The sequence below is a fragment of the uncultured Clostridium sp. genome, from assembly GCF_947039605.1.
Taxonomy (GTDB): Bacteria; Bacillota; Clostridia; order Clostridiales; family Clostridiaceae; genus Sarcina.
Window position 1 is genome coordinate 49,629 of the sequence record NZ_CAMQZG010000005.1, and the last position, 22,509, is coordinate 72,137.

24 protein-coding genes, 2 tRNA genes and 1 other RNA gene are annotated in these 22,509 nt (G+C 29.4%); 24 read left to right on the plus strand and 3 right to left on the minus strand.

Features of this window, described 5'->3' with window-relative positions; genetic code table 11:
- The first annotated feature begins 31 nt into the window (after positions 1-31).
- The 5 genes from Q0V24_RS03160 to Q0V24_RS03180 all read left to right on the plus strand — a co-directional run bounded on the left by Q0V24_RS03160 (position 32) and on the right by Q0V24_RS03180 (position 3,471).
- Positions 32-103: transfer RNA gene (locus Q0V24_RS03160), tRNA-Arg, on the plus strand.
- A gap of 221 nt (positions 104-324) precedes the next feature.
- Positions 325-1,599, plus strand: a complete 1,275-nt coding sequence (locus tag Q0V24_RS03165) for an HlyC/CorC family transporter (RefSeq protein WP_297518716.1) — start codon at positions 325-327, stop codon at positions 1,597-1,599.
- Positions 1,600-1,603: 4 nt separating this feature from the next.
- Complete coding sequence (locus Q0V24_RS03170; protein ID WP_297518674.1) at positions 1,604-2,062, plus strand: nucleoside deaminase; 459 nt, start codon at positions 1,604-1,606, stop codon at positions 2,060-2,062.
- A 218-nt stretch (positions 2,063-2,280) separates the two neighbouring features.
- Positions 2,281-2,772, plus strand: a complete 492-nt coding sequence (locus Q0V24_RS03175; protein ID WP_297518675.1) for a hypothetical protein — start codon at positions 2,281-2,283, stop codon at positions 2,770-2,772.
- Between the two features lie 243 nt (positions 2,773-3,015).
- Positions 3,016-3,471, plus strand: coding sequence for a hypothetical protein (locus Q0V24_RS03180; RefSeq protein WP_297518676.1), 456 nt, complete (start codon positions 3,016-3,018; stop codon positions 3,469-3,471).
- Between the two features lie 36 nt (positions 3,472-3,507).
- On the opposite strand, the gene Q0V24_RS03185 is transcribed toward Q0V24_RS03180, so the two are convergent.
- Together Q0V24_RS03185 and Q0V24_RS03190 are read right to left on the minus strand one after the other, a co-directional pair.
- A complete protein-coding gene (locus tag Q0V24_RS03185) occupies positions 3,508-3,717 on the minus strand; it encodes a hypothetical protein (RefSeq protein WP_297518677.1) in 210 nt (69 codons plus the stop codon).
- 16 nt (positions 3,718-3,733) lie between these two features.
- Entirely contained in the window at positions 3,734-4,486 is a 753-nt protein-coding gene (locus tag Q0V24_RS03190; protein WP_297518678.1) for a hypothetical protein, read from the minus strand.
- A 753-nt stretch (positions 4,487-5,239) separates the two neighbouring features.
- Between Q0V24_RS03190 and Q0V24_RS03195 the strand changes: the two genes are divergently transcribed.
- From Q0V24_RS03195 to Q0V24_RS03245, 11 genes are all read left to right on the plus strand, one after another.
- Positions 5,240-6,184 carry a GTP-binding protein gene (locus tag Q0V24_RS03195; RefSeq protein ID WP_297518679.1) on the plus strand — a complete coding sequence of 315 codons (945 nt, stop codon included), beginning with the start codon at positions 5,240-5,242 and terminating at the stop codon, positions 6,182-6,184.
- A gap of 18 nt (positions 6,185-6,202) precedes the next feature.
- The gene (locus Q0V24_RS03200) at positions 6,203-6,790 is read left to right on the plus strand and encodes a GTP-binding protein (RefSeq protein WP_297518680.1); all 588 of its coding nucleotides are present in this window, start codon (positions 6,203-6,205) and stop codon (positions 6,788-6,790) included.
- Positions 6,791-6,806: 16 nt separating this feature from the next.
- Positions 6,807-7,697, plus strand: coding sequence for a permease (locus tag Q0V24_RS03205; RefSeq protein WP_297518681.1), 891 nt, complete (start codon positions 6,807-6,809; stop codon positions 7,695-7,697).
- A 10-nt stretch (positions 7,698-7,707) separates the two neighbouring features.
- Positions 7,708-8,412: a hypothetical protein gene (locus tag Q0V24_RS03210; protein WP_297518682.1), complete on the plus strand. Its 705-nt coding sequence runs from the start codon at positions 7,708-7,710 to the stop codon at positions 8,410-8,412.
- Between the two features lie 156 nt (positions 8,413-8,568).
- Positions 8,569-9,573, plus strand: a complete 1,005-nt coding sequence (locus Q0V24_RS03215) for a putative sulfate exporter family transporter (RefSeq protein ID WP_297518683.1) — start codon at positions 8,569-8,571, stop codon at positions 9,571-9,573.
- A 226-nt stretch (positions 9,574-9,799) separates the two neighbouring features.
- The gene (locus Q0V24_RS03220) at positions 9,800-10,528 is read left to right on the plus strand and encodes a LytTR family DNA-binding domain-containing protein (protein ID WP_297518684.1); all 729 of its coding nucleotides are present in this window, start codon (positions 9,800-9,802) and stop codon (positions 10,526-10,528) included.
- Between the two features lie 500 nt (positions 10,529-11,028).
- Positions 11,029-11,118 (plus strand) — tRNA-Ser (locus tag Q0V24_RS03225).
- A 3-nt stretch (positions 11,119-11,121) separates the two neighbouring features.
- Positions 11,122-11,385, plus strand: an RNA gene (ffs, locus tag Q0V24_RS03230) — signal recognition particle sRNA large type.
- A gap of 245 nt (positions 11,386-11,630) precedes the next feature.
- A complete protein-coding gene (locus tag Q0V24_RS03235; protein ID WP_297518685.1) occupies positions 11,631-13,250 on the plus strand; it encodes an MFS transporter in 1,620 nt (539 codons plus the stop codon).
- A gap of 162 nt (positions 13,251-13,412) precedes the next feature.
- On the plus strand, positions 13,413-13,559 hold the full coding sequence (locus tag Q0V24_RS03240; protein WP_297518686.1) for a hypothetical protein: 147 nt from the start codon (positions 13,413-13,415) through the stop codon (positions 13,557-13,559).
- Between the two features lie 270 nt (positions 13,560-13,829).
- Positions 13,830-14,459 carry a BRO family protein gene (locus tag Q0V24_RS03245; RefSeq protein ID WP_297518687.1) on the plus strand — a complete coding sequence of 210 codons (630 nt, stop codon included), beginning with the start codon at positions 13,830-13,832 and terminating at the stop codon, positions 14,457-14,459.
- A gap of 168 nt (positions 14,460-14,627) precedes the next feature.
- Here Q0V24_RS03245 and Q0V24_RS03250 read toward each other — a convergent pair whose 3' ends face one another.
- Positions 14,628-15,113 carry a dihydrofolate reductase gene (locus Q0V24_RS03250; RefSeq protein ID WP_297518688.1) on the minus strand — a complete coding sequence of 162 codons (486 nt, stop codon included), beginning with the start codon at positions 15,111-15,113 and terminating at the stop codon, positions 14,628-14,630.
- A 175-nt stretch (positions 15,114-15,288) separates the two neighbouring features.
- Between Q0V24_RS03250 and dnaX the strand changes: the two genes are divergently transcribed.
- From dnaX to Q0V24_RS03290, 8 genes are all read left to right on the plus strand, one after another.
- Positions 15,289-16,899, plus strand: a complete 1,611-nt coding sequence (gene dnaX / locus Q0V24_RS03255; RefSeq protein WP_297518689.1) for a DNA polymerase III subunit gamma/tau — start codon at positions 15,289-15,291, stop codon at positions 16,897-16,899.
- A gap of 119 nt (positions 16,900-17,018) precedes the next feature.
- Positions 17,019-17,354 carry a YbaB/EbfC family nucleoid-associated protein gene (locus tag Q0V24_RS03260; RefSeq protein WP_297518690.1) on the plus strand — a complete coding sequence of 112 codons (336 nt, stop codon included), beginning with the start codon at positions 17,019-17,021 and terminating at the stop codon, positions 17,352-17,354.
- A 112-nt stretch (positions 17,355-17,466) separates the two neighbouring features.
- Positions 17,467-18,063 carry a recombination mediator RecR gene (gene recR, locus Q0V24_RS03265; protein ID WP_297518691.1) on the plus strand — a complete coding sequence of 199 codons (597 nt, stop codon included), beginning with the start codon at positions 17,467-17,469 and terminating at the stop codon, positions 18,061-18,063.
- Between the two features lie 70 nt (positions 18,064-18,133).
- Positions 18,134-18,433: a DUF2508 family protein gene (locus Q0V24_RS03270; RefSeq protein WP_297518692.1), complete on the plus strand. Its 300-nt coding sequence runs from the start codon at positions 18,134-18,136 to the stop codon at positions 18,431-18,433.
- Between the two features lie 30 nt (positions 18,434-18,463).
- A complete protein-coding gene (locus tag Q0V24_RS03275) occupies positions 18,464-18,709 on the plus strand; it encodes a pro-sigmaK processing inhibitor BofA family protein (protein WP_297518693.1) in 246 nt (81 codons plus the stop codon).
- 261 nt (positions 18,710-18,970) lie between these two features.
- Positions 18,971-20,437 carry a hypothetical protein gene (locus Q0V24_RS03280; RefSeq protein WP_297518694.1) on the plus strand — a complete coding sequence of 489 codons (1,467 nt, stop codon included), beginning with the start codon at positions 18,971-18,973 and terminating at the stop codon, positions 20,435-20,437.
- Between the two features lie 136 nt (positions 20,438-20,573).
- Positions 20,574-20,849, plus strand: a complete 276-nt coding sequence (locus tag Q0V24_RS03285) for a hypothetical protein (RefSeq protein WP_297518695.1) — start codon at positions 20,574-20,576, stop codon at positions 20,847-20,849.
- Positions 20,850-21,352: 503 nt separating this feature from the next.
- Positions 21,353-22,426: an alanine--glyoxylate aminotransferase family protein gene (locus Q0V24_RS03290; RefSeq protein ID WP_297518696.1), complete on the plus strand. Its 1,074-nt coding sequence runs from the start codon at positions 21,353-21,355 to the stop codon at positions 22,424-22,426.
- The last annotated feature ends 83 nt before the right edge of the window (positions 22,427-22,509 follow it).

Genomic DNA, 22,509 nt, shown 5'->3' on the forward strand with positions numbered 1-22,509 from the left:
AGAATTAAAGTATAAGTATATAAAGTGATAAGCCTCTATAGTTTAATGGACAGAACAATCCCCTCCTAAGGGATAAATATAGGTTCGATTCCTATTAGGGGTGCTTAAAAGCCTAATATTAATTAATATTAGGCTTTTTGTTTATAATAATTTATATGTATAGTAATATTCTATGAAATATTATTAAAGTAAAATTGTGATAAAGATAAATTTACCAAAAATTTATAATCACAAAAGAATTTATATAGTATTATGATATAATAGTATATTATAATAATTTTTAAAAAAAATAGGAGTGTGGTATTGTTGGAACCGTCCGTGATTATGCAAATCGTGGTTCTTGTAGTTCTGATAGGTTTATCAGGATTCTTCTCATCATCAGAAACTGCTCTTACATCTGTTAATAAGATTAAGATTAGACATATGGTTGAGGGAAATGTAAAAGGAGCGAAGTTAGTTGAAAAATTAATAGATTCGCCAAAAGAGCTTTTAGGAGCTATTTTAATAGGAAATAATATAGTTAATATAGGAGCTTCATCTTTAGCAACTGTCTTAGCTACTACATTGTTTGAAAATACTAGTTTTAAAGATACTGGAGTTGCTATAGCAATTGGAGTAATGACTATTCTAATATTAATATTTGGTGAGATTACACCAAAATCTCTTGCACAACAAAATGCAGAGACTGTTAGTATAAAAGTGTCTAAGCCAATAGCAGTAATAGTATTTGTACTTAAACCATTTGTTTGGGTATTTACTAAAATATCATCTTTATTTATAAGAATACTTGGTGGTGACCCTGATAAGGCTCAACCATTTATCACAGAAGAAGAGTTAAAAACTCTTGTTGATGTTGGTAATGAGGAAGGTGTTCTTGAGGAAGATGAAAAGGAAATGATTTTCAACGTTTTTGAATTTGGTGATTCACAAGTTAAAGATATTATGGTTCAAAGAGTTGATATTATAGCAGAGGATACTAAGGTAAGTTATGTGGAGCTTTTAGAGGGAATTAAAGAGTACCAATTTTCTAGAATTCCTATATATGATGAAAATATTGATGATATAGTAGGTATTTTTAATACTAAAGATTTAATACTTTTATCAGATGAAGAAAAGCAAAACTTTGATATAAAAACTCACATGAGAAAACCTCATTATACGTTTGAGTTTAAAAAGATAACAGATTTATTTAATGAAATGAAAAAAACAAGAAATCATATATCTGTAGTTTTAGATGAGTATGGTGGTACAGTTGGAATAGTAACAATTGAGGACCTTATTGAGGAAATTGTTGGTGAAATAGAAGATGAGTATGATGAACATCAAGAAGAGATTGTAGAAGTTAAAGAAAATGAGTATATTGTAGATGGTAGTACAAGATTAGAGGATTTAAGTGAAATAGTTGATGTTTCTATTGAATCTGATGAATTTGATTCTGTTGGTGGGTTTGTAATAGGAACACTTGATAGATTACCTGAGACAGGAGAGCATATTGAATTCGAAAATCTTAAGTTTGTTGTTGAAGAGATAGATAAAAAAAGAATTAAGAAGGTTAGAGTGTTTGTTGGAAAAGTAATTCCAAAGGAACAAGAAGATTAACATTATGAATTATATGGATTTAGCTTTAGATGAAGCAAAAAGAGCATTAAAACTTGGAGAGGTTCCTGTTGGAGCTATTATAGTGCATGAAGGTGAGATTATTGCTAAAGCATATAATATGAAGGAAACTTTAAAAGATGTTACTGCTCATGCGGAAATTTTAGCTATTAGAGAAGCTAGTAGAAAAATTGGGAATTGGAGACTCAGTAGGGCGCAGATGTATGTTACATTAGAGCCTTGCCCTATGTGTGCAAGTGCAATAGCACAAGCTAGAATAGAAACTGTATATATAGGAACTTTTGATCCAACAAGCGGTGCGTGTGGAAGTTTAATAGACCTTGCACAAAATAATAGGCTTAATACCTTTTATGATGTTAAATGGTGTTATGATGAAAGATGCAGCGAGATATTAACTAATTTTTTTGAACAAAGAAGAAAAGAAAATAGAGGAAAGAATGTCTAAATAAAGGCATTCTTTTTTTGCTTTTTTTAATAAAAATAGTTATTTTTTAAGTTTTTGATAATAATTTTAATATTATTAAAAAAACTGTTGGGGGAAGTCAGACACAAACAACTTATAATAATGTTATTAAGTCAATTCAAAAACATTATTTAGTACAGAATTCTAACGGAACTTTTTCTATAAAGAAAATAGCTTATGAGCTATACCCAAAGCAAGTAATGGATCAAATTACAAAAGGTATGGAGGGAATGAATCTTCAAATCTTACAAGGTAATATTAATTTTAAGGTAGAGGGAAATAAAACAGTAAAAACAGAGTCAGTAAATAAAGATGCTGTAAATAAAGCATTTTTCCAAGATACTTATAAGGGATTTGGTTTTAACTTTATGAGTGACCAATTTGTACATACTTACTGTTATAACTTCCACTATAATTGGTATGGTTTTTACTGTGCTGTTAATTTACAAGGATGTAGAGTTTTAATAAATGAATTACAACTTACAATTGCTAGTGCTGGTGGCTTAACAGCTGTTACAGCACTTACAGGGAATGTAATAATAAGTACAGGTTGTGGACTTGAAGCTGTTTATGCTGGAGTTATACAATCTAACTTACAATTAGGAGTTCAAAGAGGAACCGGTGCTACTATATCAGCTTGGGGAAGTCCTATGGGGAAAGCAATAATATATACTGCAACACCAAATAATTAAAGATTTTTTAAGGACTGTGTTTATTATACAGTTCTTTTATTTTCCAAAAAATGTTATAATTAAACAAGTTTAATTATAAATATAGGGGAATTTTATGATTATAGAGAGATTAAAAAAAGAGGATATTCAAATGAGAAAATAGGATATACAGAAGATGTTGTCGGTTTTAGAAAAGGATATCAAGAGTTTTAGTAGGTGAAAAGAAAAGCAATATTGGGGAATAATTAAAAGGGGGACGAGCGTTTGATTAAGATGAAAAAAAAGACAAGTATTGGGGACTTAAAGAGGATTTTCTTTGAGAATAAGGAGTTTGTTTTTGGGGAATTAAAGAATTGTCTTAAGGTAACACTTGGAAAAAGAATAAAAAGTATCGAAGTAGAAGAAGGAATAATGTATGTTTGGATATATTATTATCTATCTTTAGCTGAGGAAGATAAAGGTTTGGGGAATAGAGTTATTTTTTCATTAGTAGTAGACTTTGATCAAATGATAAAGAAGGATATAAGTTTTAGCTATAATGCAAATACAAGAAATTTAGAGGTTAAAAAAGAGTTTGCAAATGAGTGGATGAAAAAAAATATTCTTGATATGTTAGAGTATAAGGATGGGGATATGAAAAAGGCAGAAACACATATGTATAATGTTTTAAATAAAATAGAAGGTAAGTATACTAAGATAGTTAGAATAAATATAAATTGAAAAGAATTTATGAGAAATCTCTCATAAATTCTTTTTTTAATCTTCTAGTTTAGTTGTGTGTATTATTATATTATTATTTGTTTTTATAGTTTCTGTCTTTTGGAAGAATCTATAAAAACATAGTCCTGTTAAGGCTATAAAAGCACTTACTGTAATGATAGAAGTAAGTGGAATTATAGTTTTTTTTGATTTTGGTTCAGTTATTTTGCCTACAAAGTTATCAGATTTTTCTAGGAAACGTTCCATTTATAAAGGCCACCTTTTATTTAGTTTTTAAATACAAAAAATCTTTAAGTAAAAATTCTTTATTCGGATCAGTTGTAGCGAATGTAAGAAGTCCTATACCGTAATCTTCTGTATTTTTTATTTTTAGCATTTTTAATGGATTAGATACATTTAAATATTTTTTATTTATATAAAAGCTAAATATAAAAGACCCATCAACTTGAAATTCTTTAATTTGACTAAGTGCTTCCCAGGGAATATATTCAGTTTTACTATATGAATATATTAAAAAGCCATTTTTATTTATTTTTCCAAGTTTAGTAATATCCTTTGAGTGAGCTTTTGCATAGTTTATAGCAGCAATGATAATTAAAGCACCAAAGAGAATAGCCATTTTAACTATTTGTTGAAAGTTAGAACGATATGCCCCACTTACTACTAGTATTACAATAGTTCCTATTAATATAATTGATAGCATTTGCATAGAACTTTTTTTTACTAATTGTATAGAATCTTCATTGTTAAAAATTTTAACGCAAGAAACCTCAGAATCTTCTATTAAAAGTTCTATTGGATAATCTTTTAGAAATTGTTTTTTTATTTTATTAGGATTAAATACAAGAAGCATTCCTACATAGAAAAAACCAAAGTATAAACCACTATCAAAGATAAGTGATGTTAGAAATGGAGTTGTAATTTTATTTAAAGCAAGGGTTATTATTAAGTAAAAAATTGTAGCAGCTATTGCAAGACGTAGACAAATAGCTTTTTTATTTATAGTAATATTCATTTAAGTACCTTCCTTTATTAGTTTTGATTATAAGAAAAATTTATCCTATAAGTATGATAATTACATGCTAAACTAAAAAACCATTACTAAACTGAAGAGTAAGTTTAGTAATGGTTTTTTTAGTTATCTTCTTTTTAAATTTCCTTGAGCAATAGCTCTTTTTAGAGCTAGTTTTCTGAAGGATATTTTAATGAATTCAACTACAATAACAGTAAGTATCATGATCATAAGATAAATAGGCAAAACCATTTTTTATTTTCTAAAATATGAGGTAAGTAGTTACCTACGCTAGCAGCTATTATAACATATATCATGATAGCACCTCTAGTCATGACTTTTTCTCATGTTTTCTTTCATGATTTCTTCATTTTTCAAACGAGTTTGGCTAGCTTTTTGGTTTGATGATGCCATAAATAACACTCCTCTAAAATTTTCTTATGTATTAAGATATTTCTATCATTCATTTTAATAAACAGTATGTCCATTATAATTCTCATTTATAAATCTATATTAAAATATTTATAATTTCAAATTAGATTTTTTAGCGTTTTCATAAATGTTTATGAAGATTGCATATAAATTTATTGAAAAATATAGGTAAATATTAAAAACAAGTAATTAACTCTGCAAATAATCTCAAAAATTTGAAATTATTGAGATTATTTGCCTATAAGGTTCTGTGAAGTTTTAGAATGTCATAAAAATATAGTTATAGGAATATAATCATAAGGAAAAAGCTAGAGGAGAGATTGTATGAAGATAGATATTATATCGGGGTTTCTTGGTGCGGGAAAAACAACTTTGATAAAGAAGCTTTTGGCAGAAGAGTTATATAAAGAAAAGATAGCAATTATTGAAAATGAATATGGTGAAGTAGCTATTGATGGAAGCCTTTTAAGTGGTGAAAAGGTAGAGGTTACAGAGATAAGCTCTGGGTGTATTTGTTGTAATATTAAAGGTGATTTTAAGGAGAGTATTGCACAAATAGTTAAAGATTATAAACCAACTAGAATTATTGTAGAGCCAACAGGTGTTGCAAAATTATCTGAGATTATTATATCTGTAAAGGAAGCAAATACAGTTAATGCAAAGATAAATATGATAGCAACAGTTGTTGATGTTAATAATTTTTGGGCATATTTAAGAAATTTTGGGGAGTTTTATAAAAATCAAATTGTTAGTGCAGGAGTTATTTTATTAAGCAGAGCAGCAGATGTTACGGAGTTAGAACTTTTCAAAGTAGCTGAGGAAATAAGGATTTTAAATAAGACTGCAAATATAATAACTACACCTTGGGATAAAATTTCTGCAAAAAGAATTATAGAAGTTGGAGAGATGCCAAGAGAAAAGCTTGTTACCGAGTTTAAGAAAGCTACTTTAAAAGGTAAAGCTACTGTTAGAATTGTGCATAATGCAAATGATGTTTTTGATAATTGGGGAGTGGAAACTTCTAAACTTTTTGATGAGGCAACACTTAAAAGTTTACTAAATAATCTTTCAAAAGAAGGGCAATTTGGAAAGATTTTAAGAGCAAAAGGTATAGTACCTACAAAGACTGGTAAATGGGTTCAGTTTGATTATGTTCCAGGTGAGGTTGAGATAAAGCGATTTTCTGCTGATTATACAGGGAGAGTTTGCGTTATAGGAAGTAATTTAAATAAGAAGGAAATAGAAAATTTATTTTTAAAAAATAAATAAAACTAGGAGGTAGCTATAATGAGAAAGTGTTCTGTTGATTTAGTTACTGGATTTTTATCTTCTGGTAAAACCAGTTTTATAAATATTTTTCTAAATAAAACTTTAAGAAGAGAAGAGTTAATTGTGATTCAATGCGAGGATGGTAAAGTTCTGATTGATGAGGATTTAGAGAGGAAATTTAATGTTAGTGTTAAAAAATTTTCATCAAGTAGTGAACTTAATGAGGAAAGATTAATTAGACTTATTAAGTTTTATAAGCCAGAGAGAATGATAGTTGAGTGTAATGGGGTTGAAGATATAACGAGTTTAGTTACTTTGTTTAATTCAAATAAGCTTAGAGCTTATTTTAAACTTACAGGAATTATAAGTATTTTAGATTCTTTAACATTTAATATGCTAATTAAAAATTTAAGTCATTTAATTGTGCCTTGTATTGAAAGGAGTGATTTGATTATTTTAAATAAATCTAATGTAATTTCAGAAGAGGTGTTAGAGAAGAATTTAGGAATAGTAAAAAACTTAAATACACATGCACATATATTAGTTGCTTATGACAAGTTAGATTTAGAGAAAAAAATAATAAAAGCTAAGGTTATTAATGCTTAGCTAAGGGGGGAAAAAGATGTTAGAAGTTTTATCGAAATTTTCGATAATCTTTTCCTCAATATTGTTAGAAGCTTTGCCCTTTATATTAATAGGGGCAATTCTTTCTTCAATAATGCAGTTATTCGTAACTGAGGAATTGATAAAAAAATTCATACCAAAGAATAGTTTTTTAGGTAGTTTAGTTGCATCTGTTTTAGGGGTGTTTTTACCAGTATGCGAATGCGTTACAGTACCAATAACTAAAAGTCTTATTCAAAAGAAAGTGCCTGTAAATGTGGCTGTGACTTATATGCTTGCAGCACCAATAGTTAGTCCGCTTGTAATTGCATCAACTTATATAGCTTTTGATGGTAATTTAAAAGTTGTAATTTTAAGAGTTGGTATTGGTATTTTAATTGCCATAACAGCAGGACTTATAATGATTCCATTGACTGCTGGGGATGACATATTAAAAAGTGGGGTAGCAACATTTAGATGTGATTGTGGGTGTGAAGATATAAAAAATAGTAATGAAAATAATGTATTGAAGCTTTTGAAAAGTGCGAGTATGGAATTTTATGATATTGCTAAATATTTTATAGTTGCATCTGGTATTGCAGCAATTTTTCAACTTAACGTAACAGAAGAATTTTTAAGTTCACTTGGGTTAAGTCATACTATGGGAATTATAATTATGATGCTTGTAAGTTTTCTTATTTCGCTTTGTTCTGAAGCAGATGCTTTTGTTGCACAGAGCTTTTTATCAAGTTTTTCACTTGGTGGGGTTATGAGTTTTCTTATAATTGGACCTATGATAGATGTAAAGAACATAAGTATGTTATTGTCATCATTTAAAAAAGGTTTTGTGATAAAACTTACTTTTGTTATTTTTGCACTTGTGTTTATCAGCACAGCATTTATATTCTAGGGGGTAGTATATGAAGAGGTTTAATTTAGATCAGTTTATTTGGTTTTGTATTTTAGCAATATTATCTCTAGTTTTAACAGTGATGCTTTTTACAGGAAAGATGTTTTTACTTATAGATGGAGAGAGAATTCTTTCAACAATAATAATGCTTGTAATTTTATATTTACTTACAATTGTTCAGATAAGTAGGGTATTTACAGTCCCATCAAGAGAAGGAGTTAAATGTGGGTATGTACAATATATTTTACTTATAGGGATTTTGATACTTGTTTCTGTTATAGATATCCCAAAAACTTCTCTTGCAATGAAAGGCGTTAAACTGTATCACTCTGAACATGGACATGGAGAAAAGCATAATCATACACATACAGCACTTGATGATAATGCGAAGATAGTTATAACTTCAGAGAATTTTCATAATGGGATAGAGGAAATGACAGGACATGCGAATAAATATTTAGGAAAAGAAGTTGAGATTGAAGGGATATATTATAAGGATGAAAAATATCCACAGAGTTTTATAATAACCCAGCTTAATATGAATTGTTGTATTGCTGATTCAGAGTATCTAGGGATATTATGTGAAAAAGAAAATTTAGAGGGTATAGATTTAGAAAATGGAGATAAAATAAAGGTAATAGGTAAAATGTCCAATTTTTATGACAATGAAAAGCAACTTGTGAAAATTAATGTTTTAAAAATAATAAAAGAATAGATAATATTTCTTAGCAAGTCGATTTGTAAAAAATCTACTTGCTTTTTTACTTTAAGGGCATATAAGTATATGCCTATTGAGTTTATAGTATATTCATATTTTACTATATAGACAAAAAATATTATAATAAATTGACAAAACAAAAGAGGTGAATACATGAAAAAGTACAAAGGAATAATTCCAGGTTTGTTAGCTTGTATTGTAATTGCAATAGTTAGTAAAATACTTGGAAAATTTGTACCACAGCTTGGAGCATCAACATTTGCAATAGTTCTAGGTGTTATATGTGGTAATACAATTATTGGTGGAAAGAGATTTACTGCGGGAGTTAAATTTTCAGAAAAAGTTCTTTTAGCTTGGGCAATAGGTCTTTTAGGAGTTATATTAAATTTAAATGAAATAATATCAATAGGATATAAAGGTGTGCTTTTTGTTGTTATTCAAATGACATTAACAATAATAGTGACATACTTTATAGGGAAAAAACTTGGATTTGGGAAGAAATTCACACTTTTAATGTGTGCAGGAAATGCAGTGTGTGGTTCATCAGCAATTGCAGCAACAGAAGGTGTAATTGATGCAGACCCAAAAGATAAGGGGATATCAGTAGCAATAGTAAATTTAACTGGAACAATATTAATGTTTGTATTGCCCGGTATAACATATTTAATTTATGGTAATCAAGTAATGAAGAGTTCTGCTATGATAGGTGGAATACTTCAATCAGTAGGTCAGGTTGTAGCATCAGGAAAGATGATAAGTCCTGCAGTTTCAGAGATGGCAACTATTTTTAAGATAATAAGAATTATTTTTCTTGTAGTAGTAGTTTTAGTATTAGCTAAAGTTAATTCAGGAAGTGATAAAAAAGAGCTTAAACATGAAGAAGAAAATATTAAAAAATCAAAAGTATCAGTTCCTTGGTTTATATATTTATTTTTTGGATTAACATTACTTTATACATTTGGATTTATACCAAAGTGGTTAGGAAATGGAGTTCATCAAATTGGAGATATATTAGAAATTATAGCCCTTGCAGCAATTGGTGCAAGTGTTAAATTTAAAGATTTATTAGAACAAGGACCAAAAGCTATAATTTATGGTGGTTTAGTTGGTGTTTCTCAGATAATATTTGCGCTAGTACTTATATTTATTTTATTATAAATATGTATAATAAATATTGGAAAAAAACAGGATTTTTGAGTTTTTACTCTAAAATCCTGTTTTTATTATTAAAAAAAAGCATTAAGAACATAAAATATTGTAATGAAAGCATTTTGTTATACTAAAAATGATATGGTAGAATGATTAACGCGATAATAATGTTAAACTTACAAGAAGTTTAGTTAGTAAATTCATATAGCATTTTTAAAAATATGGAGGATATACAATGTTAGATATTTTTGTTTGCATAACATCTGAAACGGAGCGAGAAGACTTCTTAAAGATTGTAGAGAAGACTATATTTGTAAAAAATCTTGATATGAAAATAACTAAGCTTACTGGAAATCCATATGATATATTAGAAATGGTTAAAAAAAGAAAAGAGCCAGCGATATATTTTTTAAATGTATTTTTTGAGACTGATATCAATGGAATACAGCTTGGGGCAAAGCTTAGAGAATATGACGAACTTGGAGTCATTGTATACATAACACAACATATAGAGCTATTATACTTATCATACATTTATAAAGTAGAAGCTTTAGATTATATTTTAAAAAATGATGTCAAAAACTTAGAAGAAAGAGTTGAATCTTGCTTAGAGAGAGCAGATAAGAAACTTGGATTTGATAATGTTGAAATGAAAAAGATTAAAGTAAAGCAGGGCGATATTGTTTTTAGTATATCTATTGATGATATATTTTACTTTGAAACATCAGAAAAACCACATAGAATTATACTGCATAAAAAAGAAGAGAAGTTAGAGTTTGTGGGAAACTTAAAATCTCTAGAAATATCTATTGGGACTGATTTTTTTAGATGTCATAAATCATATTTGATAAATAAATCTAAAGTTAAAGAAATTAATATTAAAGAAAAAACTGTGCTTATGGACAATAACGAAGTTTGTCTAGTATCAAAAAGATTTATAAATGACCTTATAGAAGAAATATAGGGTCATTTTTCATACCTTAAATTCACCGTGAAATTGGAAAAAGCCACTGTGAATTAATAAAAATTCGCCAGAGGCTAAAGTATATTTTGTAGTTTCGCAATAGAGTTTATTTTATTTATATCTAGATTGTTAATAGCAGTAAGAAATCGTTCATTTAATGATAAGAGGCTCAAGTTTACAAGTTGCAATCTTGTAAAGCTGAATGAACAAATATCAACAATCTAATTATAATATCAAATGTTTAAATATCAACAAACTCATAATATCATAATATTAAAAGAAAAAGTTCATAATTGTCCTGAAATGATGTTTTGAAGTCATATTGTGAAAAAGATAGTTCTTAGGATGAAGAATTATAACTTTAGGAATTAATATTATTTATTGAAGTTATATTGTAATACTAATTTATATATGTTAAAATAATAAAGTAAAACTTAATTATAAATTTTAGGAATATTTATTATGCTTTTGAGCAAAATAATTCTAGAACGGTTATTTATGGAGAGATGTCTGAGCGGTTGAAAGAGCACGCCTGGAACGCGTGTATAGGACTATTTCTATCGTGGGTTCAAATCCCACTTTCTCCGCCATAACTGTGCTAGATGGGGAGTTAGCGGTGCCCTGTAACTTGCAATCCGCTATAGCAAGATTGAACACCTACCGAGGCTTTAACTTTGTATAGTCTGCCTTAGGCAAGTGATGTTGAGAGTTGGGTCCCATGCAATGAAAGCCTGCGAACCTGGTCAGATCCGGAAGGAAGCAGCCATAAGCAGTCTCTTTCATGTGCCATGGTCAAATCTGGCTTGAGTTAACTACTTAAGTAACGTATATGGATTATTGTCAGAGTAGGTGCATGGTTTTTATAATTAAGAATTTTCAGCCTTTAGGTTTAACCTAAAGGCTTTTTTCTTTATATGATATTAAAATAGAAAAAAATACGTCATTTTAAATTAATAATGAAGGTTATATGTCAAAAGTAGTTAGTAAAATAGCTGCTTTTTTTATTTCTTATAAAATATTACTTGCACTTAACCTAACGTAAGGGTTTATAGTTAAAATATAAGAGAGAGAAAAGAAACAATAAACTAAGGAGGAATTTGAGATGGATAAATCAAAAAAAGCTCTTGTAATAATGTTCTTAGTAGGAATATTTATGGGAGCATTAGACACAGCAATCATATCACCAGCTCGTACAGTTATGGGGAATACACTTCATATATCAGCTGATGCGAGTATTTGGATAATTACTTTATATGCGTTAATTTATGCGGTTTCAATGCCTATAATAGGTAAACTTGCAGATAGAAAAGGACTGAAAAGTATGTTTACAGTAAGCGTAGTACTTTTTGGAATAGGTTCATTATTTAGTGGACTAGCTAACTTCTTCGGAGGTTTTGAAATGCTTTTAGTAGCTAGAGTTATAGAAGCTATAGGTGCAGGTGGGATGGTCCCAATAGCAACTGCATTTATAGGGGGGGCATTTCCACCAGAAAAAAGAGGCGCAGCTCTTGGAATGGTTGGAGGTATGAATGGTATAGCAACACTTATAGGACCATCACTTGGTTCACTTATATTAGGTGCTTTTGGAGCAGATAGATGGGGAATATTATTCTTTATAAATATCCCTGTGGTAATAGTACTTATAGCGGTATTACTTTCTAAGAAAATAGAAAAAGTAGAGAAACCTTTAAAGAAAATGGACTTTGCAGGAAGTATAGTTTCATCATTATTTATAGTTTCACTTATGGCATTTATAACAAGCTTAAACTTTGTTAATCTTGCTTCTAGTTTTGAGTCAGTAAGATCATACCCATTCTTAATACTAGCAGTAATATTACTTCCAATACTTATATTTATTGAAAGTAGAGCAGAAGATCCAATCATACATCTTAAATATTTTAAAAATAGAGGTATGGTTTTAGTATTTATAATAGCATTCTTAGTTGGTGCAGGACTTATGGTAGTAGTATTCTTACCTCAATTCTGTAGTAATGTATTAAGATTAAAACTTGGTTCAGGTGGATATTTTGTAACATTAATGGCTTTATTCTCAGGTTTTGCAGCACCAGTAGGTGGAAAACTTGTTGATAAGTTCTCAGCTAAAATTGTTTTATTAACAGGTTTTGCTTGTACAATTATTGGAACTTTAATATTAGCATTTGCAGTTACATCAACTCTAAGTGCAGTGGCACTAGTTATAGGGCTTGCATTTATGGGTCTTGGAGTAGGTCTAACTATGGGTACACCACTTAATTACTTTGTTCAAACTTCAGTGCCAAAAGAAGAAATTGCATCAGCACAATCTACATTATCTCTAATTAGATCACTTGGAATTGCTTTATCTCCTAATTTATTAGTTGGATTTATAGCACAAGCTGGTTCAAATATGCAAGGAAGTTTAATGGCAGTATTACCTCATGCACAAGGCATGGCAAGTAGTATGTCAATTAAGTCTACATCAGCAATGGAGAGTGCTTTCCAAAATGCTAATGTAACAACAGTATTCTCAGTAATTAAAAAATATGTTGTAGGGGCAATGCCAGCGCAAATGCAAGTAGGCTACTCAGCACAACTTGATAAAATAAAAGTAACTATAGAAACAACATATCAAACAGTAATGAATAATGGATTTGAAAAAATGTTTATAACACTTGCAATCATTGGAGGTCTTGCATTTATCGCAGCACTTGCAATGCCAAAAAAAATTAAACAAGTAGCATAATATATACAAAATACATCATCTTAGAAATAAGATGGTGTATTTTTTTATTCTAAAAAATATTTTGTGTATATTTTTTTATTTTTAGAAAATACTAAAAACAGTAATCAATGATTTTAGATTACTAAGATTATTGAATGTTTTAAATTTAGGAGGATAAATTATATGAAAACAATGACGTTAAGAATGCCAGATGATTTGCATAGAGCATTAAAAGTGAAAATGGCACAACTTGATAGAACAATGCAAAATCAAATAATTGAATTAATAGAAGATTATTTAGAGCAAGAAGAAAGCAAACAACTTAATTAGGATAACTTAGTAGTAGATAAAACTATAAAGTTAGGATTAGAAGGATAAGAGTAAGGTTGAGCCTTCAGAGGGCTCAACCTTGAGAGGAGAGGAGAAAGGTTGAGTACTCAAAGTGTGGAACCTTAAAGTGAGTTAAATAGGCACCTGAGAGGGAGTGAGAGTAAGGTTGAGCCCTCAAAGGGCTGGAGCTTGAGAGGTTAAGACAGAGGTTGAGCCCTCAAAGGGCAGAACCTTTAAAGGTTAAAATTTCACGAGAAAGGTGGTGAGAATATGAATGGGAAATTGAAAAAACATTTTAATGATACTGAAATTTGTACTTTTATATGGAATGGAAAACCTTGTTGGGCTGCAAATAATATTGCAGAAATGTTAGGATATATAAATACTTCTAAGACAATAATGAACTGCATAAAAAGAGAACAGTTTATTTGCAGTTTAAATAATGAATATGAAATTTTAGTTGGAGATGATTTGAAGCTTTTCAAAGGATTAATGGATGTGGAATTAAGAGAAAAATTTAAATATGCACCTAAAATAATAATTTTTTATGAGAAAGGGTTATATGGTTATTTACAATATACTGAAAAACCATTAGGTATAACCTTTAGATTTTGGATAAGAGATGAAGTTTTACCAAAAATAAGAAGAAATGGGTATTATTCAGTTGAAGAATCTAATTCTAAAAAGAAAAAATTATTAACACAGTGTAAGGTTAGTAATGATTTCGATGTGGATAAATTCCAAAGGTTAAGATTTGCAAATGAAACTATGAAGGCTTTCAAAGAAAGTTTAGATAAAGTGACAGATAATGAAATGAAAAAGTTGAAAGTTTACCAAGCTATATATGCAGAAGTGGGGATAAATATCCCAATCGATTTAGATGAAGAAGATTTTATTTAAGGGTAGGACCAAGAAAAAAAGTTGTGTAAAATGAGTGAGATAGCTACTTTTGGAGTTGAATGATTAGTTTGATACTAGAGGTACAGCCCTCAGAGGGCAGAGGCTTGAAGGGTAAGACCAAGGGTCGGACCAAAATTGAGATTTAAAAGAGGCTTTGTGGCCTCTTTATTATTTTCTAGAATAATCTTTATAACAATATTTCATATCTTTATGTTCTAATATTTCACTTTCAAAATCAATATTCCAATCTGATTTATCTATTTTAGGAAATTTAGTATCACCATCAATATTCATCATTACTTCTGTGATATAAAGTTTTTTTACATATGGTAAAAACATTTTATATATTTCTCCACCACCAATTACAAAAATCTCTTCATTAGAGTTTTTATATTTCTCTACAAATGATTCAAAGTCAGTTATTACTTCAACATTTTTATTTTCATGTGTAAAATTTTTATCTCTAGTTAAAACAATATGTTTTCTACCAGGAAGCACCCCAGGTAGTGACTCAAAGGTTTTTCTTCCCATAACCATAGATTTACCCATTGTTAGTTCTTTAAATCTTTTAAGGTCGTTTGGGATGTGCCAAAGAAGTTTATTATCTTTTCCTATTACATTATTTTTGCTATGTGCAACTATTATTGAAAACATTAAAATCCTCCTAAAAATTTATTTATTATAGTATGTTTAAGATATTCTCGTGTAGTTATAATTATATTATAGTGATGAACTTCTAGAAAGACTATGAAGAGTTACTTAAATTTGATAAAATTATAGTATATTAATTTAAGAGGTTATTATTTAAATAACTTGTGAGGTGGCAATTTTGGCTTATAAAGCTTTGTATAGAGAATGGAGACCTTCAACTTTTAGTGAGATGGTAGGTCAGGAACATATAACAACAACTTTAAAAAATCAGATTATAAATGATAAGGCAGCACATGCTTATCTATTTTGTGGGACAAGAGGAACAGGGAAAACAACTGCATCTAAAGTTATGGCTAAGGCATTAAACTGCTTAGACCTTCAAGATGGAGAACCTTGTAATAAATGTTCAATGTGCGAGAAGATAGATAAGGGGCTTGCAATAGATGTAACAGAACTTGATGCAGCATCACATAATGGTGTTGATAAGATAAGAGAAATTATAGAAGATGTTCAGTATCCACCACAGGAAGCTAAAACAAAAGTATATATTATGGATGAGGTTCATATGCTTTCAATGGGGGCTGTAAATGCTTTTCTTAAAACATTAGAGGAACCACCACAAAATGTAGTATTCATACTTGCTACAACAGATCCTCAAAAATTACCTATAACAGTTTTATCAAGATGTCAGAGATTTGATTTTAAAAGAATTTCAAAGAAAGATGTTGTAGGAAGACTTAGAGAGATTGTAGATAGCAAGGGTGTCTTTGCAGATAATAAGAGTTTAGATCTTATTGCAAGGGTTTCAGATGGAGCTATGAGGGATGCACTAAGCATTCTTGACCAAGCAATTGCTATGGGAAGTAATGGTGTTGATTATGATGAACTTGTTTCAATGCTTGGACTTGTAAATGATGAGTACTTATTTGATTTAACAGATGCTATGGTTTCAAAGAATATAGAAAAAGCTATGGGTGTTGTTGAGGATATAGTTTTATCAGGAAAAGATTTAGGGTTATTTATAAAAGATATGGTAGCTCATTATAGAAATCTTCTTATGATAAAAGTAACTAAGAACCCAGAAGAAGTTCTTGATATGGCAGAGGAAAGTATAGCAAGACTTAAAGAACAGGCAGCAAAACTTAGAGGTGAAGTAATAATAAGAAATATTAGAATACTTCAAGAGGGTGAAGAGGGTGCTAAATTTAGTAAGCAAGCTAGATTATACCTTGAACTTTCCATAATTAAAATTTGTAAAATTGAGTATGATACGTCAAAGGAAGTTATTTTAACAAGAATAAATAAACTTGAAGAAGCAATTAGAAGTGGAAATATAGTTGTAAATCAAGGTCAAGGGCAACCACAAGTAGGAGCACAAGTACCTACAAAACAAATTCAAAAGCCCAAAGTAGCACCAAAACCTAGTGTTCCAATAGATGGTGATTTAGATGAGAGTGTGACAATGATAGAGGCTAATAAGGCTTGGAGAGATGTTCTTGAAACATTAAAAGCTAGAAGAGAAATGATTATATATCTTTCACTTACACCAGGGAATATAGTAGGTTGTGATAAAGGTGTTATTCATGTTGAATTTACTAAAGAATTCTCAGGGAATAAACTAAGACTTCAACAAGTTGATACTGCTAAAAAAATTAGTGGTGTATTCTCAGAAATTTTAGGTAAAAGAGTTCAGGTAATTTATTCAGTTCATAAAGAAAGTGAAGATGTTGATGTAGAATCACATTTAAGAGGGCTTATGGGCGATGCATTAGAAGTTTTTGATGAATAAGAAATAACAAAAAAGATTATATTGCATATTAATAAAGTATAGGAGATAGTTGGAATTACGCTCTAAAATATTATATAATATATTTTAGTTAAATTTATTTTTTAAGGAGGAACATAGATATGGCAAAAGGTGGATTCGGAGGCGGAATGGGTAACATGCAAAACCTAATGAAGCAAGCTCAACAAATGCAAACTCAAATGGCAAAAGTTCAAGAGGAATTAGAAGTTAAAGAGTACGAGGGTACAGCTGGTGGAGTTGTAACTGCAGTAGTTAATGGTAAAAAAGAACTTAAATCAATAAACATTAAACCAGAAGCAGTAGACCCAGATGATGTTGAAATGTTAGAAGATTTAGTTTTAACAGCAGTAAACAATGCTATGAGAATAGCTGGAGACGAAGCAGAAAACAAAATGGGTAAACTTACAGGTGGAATGAACATACCTGGAATGTTTTAATAAAAACTTATCTTTAAGTTAATTTAAGAAAAGTATATAATTGATTATAGAATAGGCATACAGTTAAATTTGACTGTATGCCTAAAATATTATTTAAATTAAGGAGAAGATTATGGATTTTTACCCAATTGCGATAGAAAAGTTAATAGAAGAGTTTGCAAAACTTCCCAGTATAGGAAAGAAAACAGCTCAAAGATTAACATTGCATATTCTTAACTTACCAAAAGATGAAGTTGAAGCTTTTGCAGATGCGCTTAAAGATGCCAGAGGAACTATAAAGTACTGTACAGTTTGTGGGAATTTTACAGATTCTGACCCTTGTAGCATATGTGCAAGTAATCATAGAGATATAAGTACAATATGTGTTGTAGAACAACCAAAAGATATTATGACTATGGAGAAAGTTAGAGATTTTAATGGAATTTATCATGTTTTACATGGAAACATATCTCCAATGCAAGGAAGAGGACCTCAAGATATAAGAATTAGAGAACTTGTTGCTAGAATGAATGCAGACATAAAAGAAGTAATTCTTGCTACAAACCCTAATATTGAGGGAGAAGCTACAGCTATGTACATATCAAAGGTTTTAAAGCCACTAGATATAAAAGTTACTAGAATTGCCTCAGGAATTCCTGTTGGTGGAGATTTAGATTATGCAGATGAAATAACTCTATCAAAGGCTTTAGAGGGAAGAAAAGAGCTTTAAATTTGAATAAAAATATTATTATTGTCAATAATTTCTAATATGTACAAGTTTTATGTATTAGGAGGTTGTTATGCAGAATACAATAATAGTAGAAAAAAATTGTGTAAAAAAAAAGGAAATAGCAAGTAAAGGTAGAAATAGTATAAGTGATAGAGATTTTATAATAAACTCTGTTAATGAAACTAAAGGTGAAATTGATAGACTTAGGAATAATTTTGATTTCATAAGTGATCCCAAATTAGTTGAATCTCTTATATATAAAGAAAGAGATGCTATGGCTAGATATGAATACTTACTTGGACAGGCAAAAGAAAAAGGTATAAAAGTAAGCATGTTATACGTATATAATAATGTCTGTAAAAAATACTAGAAGATAAAAAAGGAAAGGGGGATTAATTTAATGGATATAGTATCATTACTTATTGGACTTGCAGTGGCATTTATCGCTTTTAAGTTAATCAAAGGTTCTATAAAGTTACTTATAAATGGTGTCGTTGGAGTTATACTTCTTTGGATAGTAAACTTTGTTGGGGCAAGCTTTGGAATAACAATAGGAATAAATATATTTACAGCTCTTATAGCAGGGATATTTGGAATACCTGGCGTAATTGTTATGGTAGTTTTCAAACTAGTAACTGGAGCTTAAATAGTAGAGAAATACAAGAAAAACAGATGCTTTCCAATAATGTAGGCATCTGTTTTTTAATAATAGATGGGAGAAACTTGCATATTAAGCAAGATAATCCTGGTTATTGCAAAGAGAGGAGTTTTGCAAGTAATCAAGATGGATTTAATATACTATAAATATATGCTATTGAAAAAAATTGGTTACTATATTTAAAGGGAAAGTTGTGACATTTATTTTATAATGTAGAACTTAAAGGGGGAGAGGACTATATTAAAGAACTTGATTTTAAAGAATAACATATGGGTAGGTACAACTACTACTGTTTATACAGTTTTATTTTTTGTTTTTTCTGGTGGTTTAAATCTTATGAAAACTAACTTTACAGGAGTAACAAAAAATAGTGCTATAAAAGACTTTTTTACAATTGGAAATTTTCAAATATTATTTTTAGTTTTAGCTACTTGCGTAATGGCAGGGATTTTCTTTAGAAATAAGGAAGATCAACTTAGAATGAGACTTAAAGATAAAAAAGATAGAATATTATATTTTAAAGAGAGTTTAATGCTTCTTGTTACACCAATAGTTATAGGTATATTTATAAACTTTTTACTTAAATCTGTTTTATATGCAATGGATGGAGAAAAATTAGCAACGTTACAAGTGCCATTTTATGTAATCTTCAATTCGTGTATATATATGTTTGTAGTGGCTGTTTTAGGAGTTGCTGTAAGTTTCTTATTTCAAATAACAATGAAACCAAGGCTAACTGCTGCACTATACCCACTATTTATTTTTGAAAGTTTGATACTTTTATTTGGAGTATCTAATCTTTTTGCATCAAGCAAAATACCAGGAGTAGTAGGAGTATCTAATTTCACAGCAAGTGTGGTTTTAAATTATCTTAATATGTTTACGAGTAAACTTCGAGTTGAAACACTTGGTACAGAGGTGTTTTTTATTACAATTTTAGCAGTTGTAACAGGTGCGATAGTTTGTTTTGCAGGGATAAGTAGATTTCTTGTTACGTATAAAGAAAAAACCTTAACACATAATTATAGATCAACATTTTTAAGGAGATTTATAATTTTAGATTTAGTTGCTTTGTTTGTTGTTTATCTTTCAATAGCTGGATTTGGAGCATATTCAATGCTTAAAATGAATTCAATAACACTTGAACAAGCTTTTGAGTATACAGCAATGGTATCAATTATATTGATACCAACATTAACGGTTCTTTTTGAGAATCTTTATATGAAAAGATATAATTTAATTGAGTTAAAAGTACAAAAGAAAGAGAGAAAGCCTAAAAAAGTAAAAGCAAACAATACTTTAGAGGTAACAAAAAATATTGAAAATAATGGTCAAAATGTTGATGTTAAGATCAATATAGATGTTAAGATAAATGAAACTTCATTAGAGAGCAAAGGAATTGTAAAAGAAACTATAAAAACAAGTTACATTCCAAAAAATGGGGAACATTTAAGTGGAACTAAAGATTTAGGAAAAAGAGAAGTTCCAGAGGTTGAGGGTGTTTTTGAAAAAAATATTTCAGATGATGATAGTAGTAAAGGGTTTGAAGAATTATTCTTTGATGAAGATATAAAGATTAAAGAGAGTTCAGAGGTTCAAAAAGAATATGAGGATTCTGCTAAAGAGGAGAAAGTTAGTTTTGATGATGTGAAAATGCACCAAAGAGAAGAACTAGATAATTCATTCTTTACAACTGTAGAACATGATAATAAGTAATTCAAACTCCTTTGTGGTAAGACATAAAGGAGTTTTTTTGTAGCAATTTATTAAATTTTTGTAGAATCTATTCAAATATAAAAAAATGTACTCTATAATCAAATTAATAAGGGTCTTAACTAAGGAGGAAAAAAATATGATGAGTGTTGGAGTAGCAATAGGTATGATTGCCTATTTAATTATTAATAAATTTATAACTATTACAGAGAAAGTAAGTAGCTTGATAAAAATAGATACTATCTGGAAGCCTGCAATTTTAGTGGTAATTTTTATTGTTGTAATAGCTATTATATATGGTATTGTAGGATTGTTTAATTTAGGTGGTCTGGGTGAGGGAATAGATGGTTTATTAATTGGACTTGGGATAATGTTTATAGTAAGAATTATACCTAAGCAGTTTAAATATATGTAAGATTTAAAAGTAGCGAGAGCTACTTTTTTTTTATGGATAAAAAATAAAATTGGTGGAATACTAACTTTGATTTAGTATTTAGGAAAGGTGTGATTGTTATAATTGCTACTTATCATCAATTGTCTGCAATAGATAGGAATATAAAATTTTATGATCCAAACAGGGAGAATGATTTTATATGTAGTAACCATCATGATAATAATTCTTTGTATGAACCAGAGAGTACAGAATTTAATGAATATGAATTCTTTAAAGATGACCTCTAAACTAAATCTTAAAAGCCCTAGATAAAGATGAGTAAATAAACTCCATGTCAACACAATGCTCGGATATCTAGGGCTTTTTTTTATGCATTTTTTAAAAGTTTTGTATAGAAGCGAATATATTAAAAATTAATAATTTATAAATTTAATCAAAATACATTAACATTAATCAAACTACCGAATAATATATTTAAAAAAAGAAAAAATATAGTGCTTATATTTTAAAGGGGGCAAAAATAAATGCACAAGAAATTATTTATTCCTGGTCCGGTTGATGTTAGACCAGACGTTTTAGAAAAAATGGCTATGCCAATGATAGGTCATAGGGGGAAGGACGCATCTGACCTTCAAAGAAGGATTAGTGAAAATCTTAGGAAAATTCTTTATACAAAGAGTGAGATTTTACTTTCAAGTTCTTCAGGTACGGGACTTATGGAAGGTGCTATTAAAAGTTGTACTGCAAAAAAAGCAGCTATTTTCTCTGTTGGGGCCTTTGGAAACAGATGGTATGAAATTGCAGTGAGTAATAATATAAAAGTAGATAAGTTTGAGGTTGAGTGGGGAAAAGCACTTCATGCAGAAGAGGTGGACAAGGTTCTTGCAACAGGTGATTATGATCTTGTAGCAGTTACTCATAATGAAACTTCAACAGGGGTTATGAATCCTATAGAGGAAATTGGTGAGGTTGTTAAAAAGTATCCAAATATTATTTTTTGTGTAGATGCAGTTAGTTCTGCTGTTGGTACAAAGATAGAGGTTGATAAGTGTGGTATAGATATTCTTATTACATCAACTCAAAAATGCATTGGACTTCCACCAGGACTTGCTATTTGTACATTCTCTGATAAAGCTAGAGAGAGAGCAAAGACTGTTGAGAATAGAGGGACATACCTTGATTTACTTACTCTTGATAAGTATATTGCGAAAAAAGATTATCAATATCCTTCAACACCATCACTTTCACATATGTATGCTTTAGATTATCAATTAGATTATATTTTGAATATAGAAGGTTTAGAAAATAGATTTAATAGACATATAGAGATGGCAGAGATTGTTAGAGCATGGGCAAAAGAGCATTTTGAGATATTCACAGAAGCTGGATATTATTCAAATACTTTAACTAATATAAAAAATACTAAGGGCATAAGTATTTCAGATCTTAATAAAGAACTTGGAAAAAAAGGCATGGTATTGTCAAATGGTTATGGTAAGTTAAAAGAAAAAACATTTAGAATTGCTCATATGGCAGATTGCAAGGTAGAGGATATAAATACTTTACTTATAGCAATTGATGAAATCTTAGGTTTTTAGTGAAAAGATAGTAATTTTAAGTAATTTTCAACGCTAGGAGTGTTATAAAAATCTGAAAAGCCTCGTTGATAATGGCTATAAGT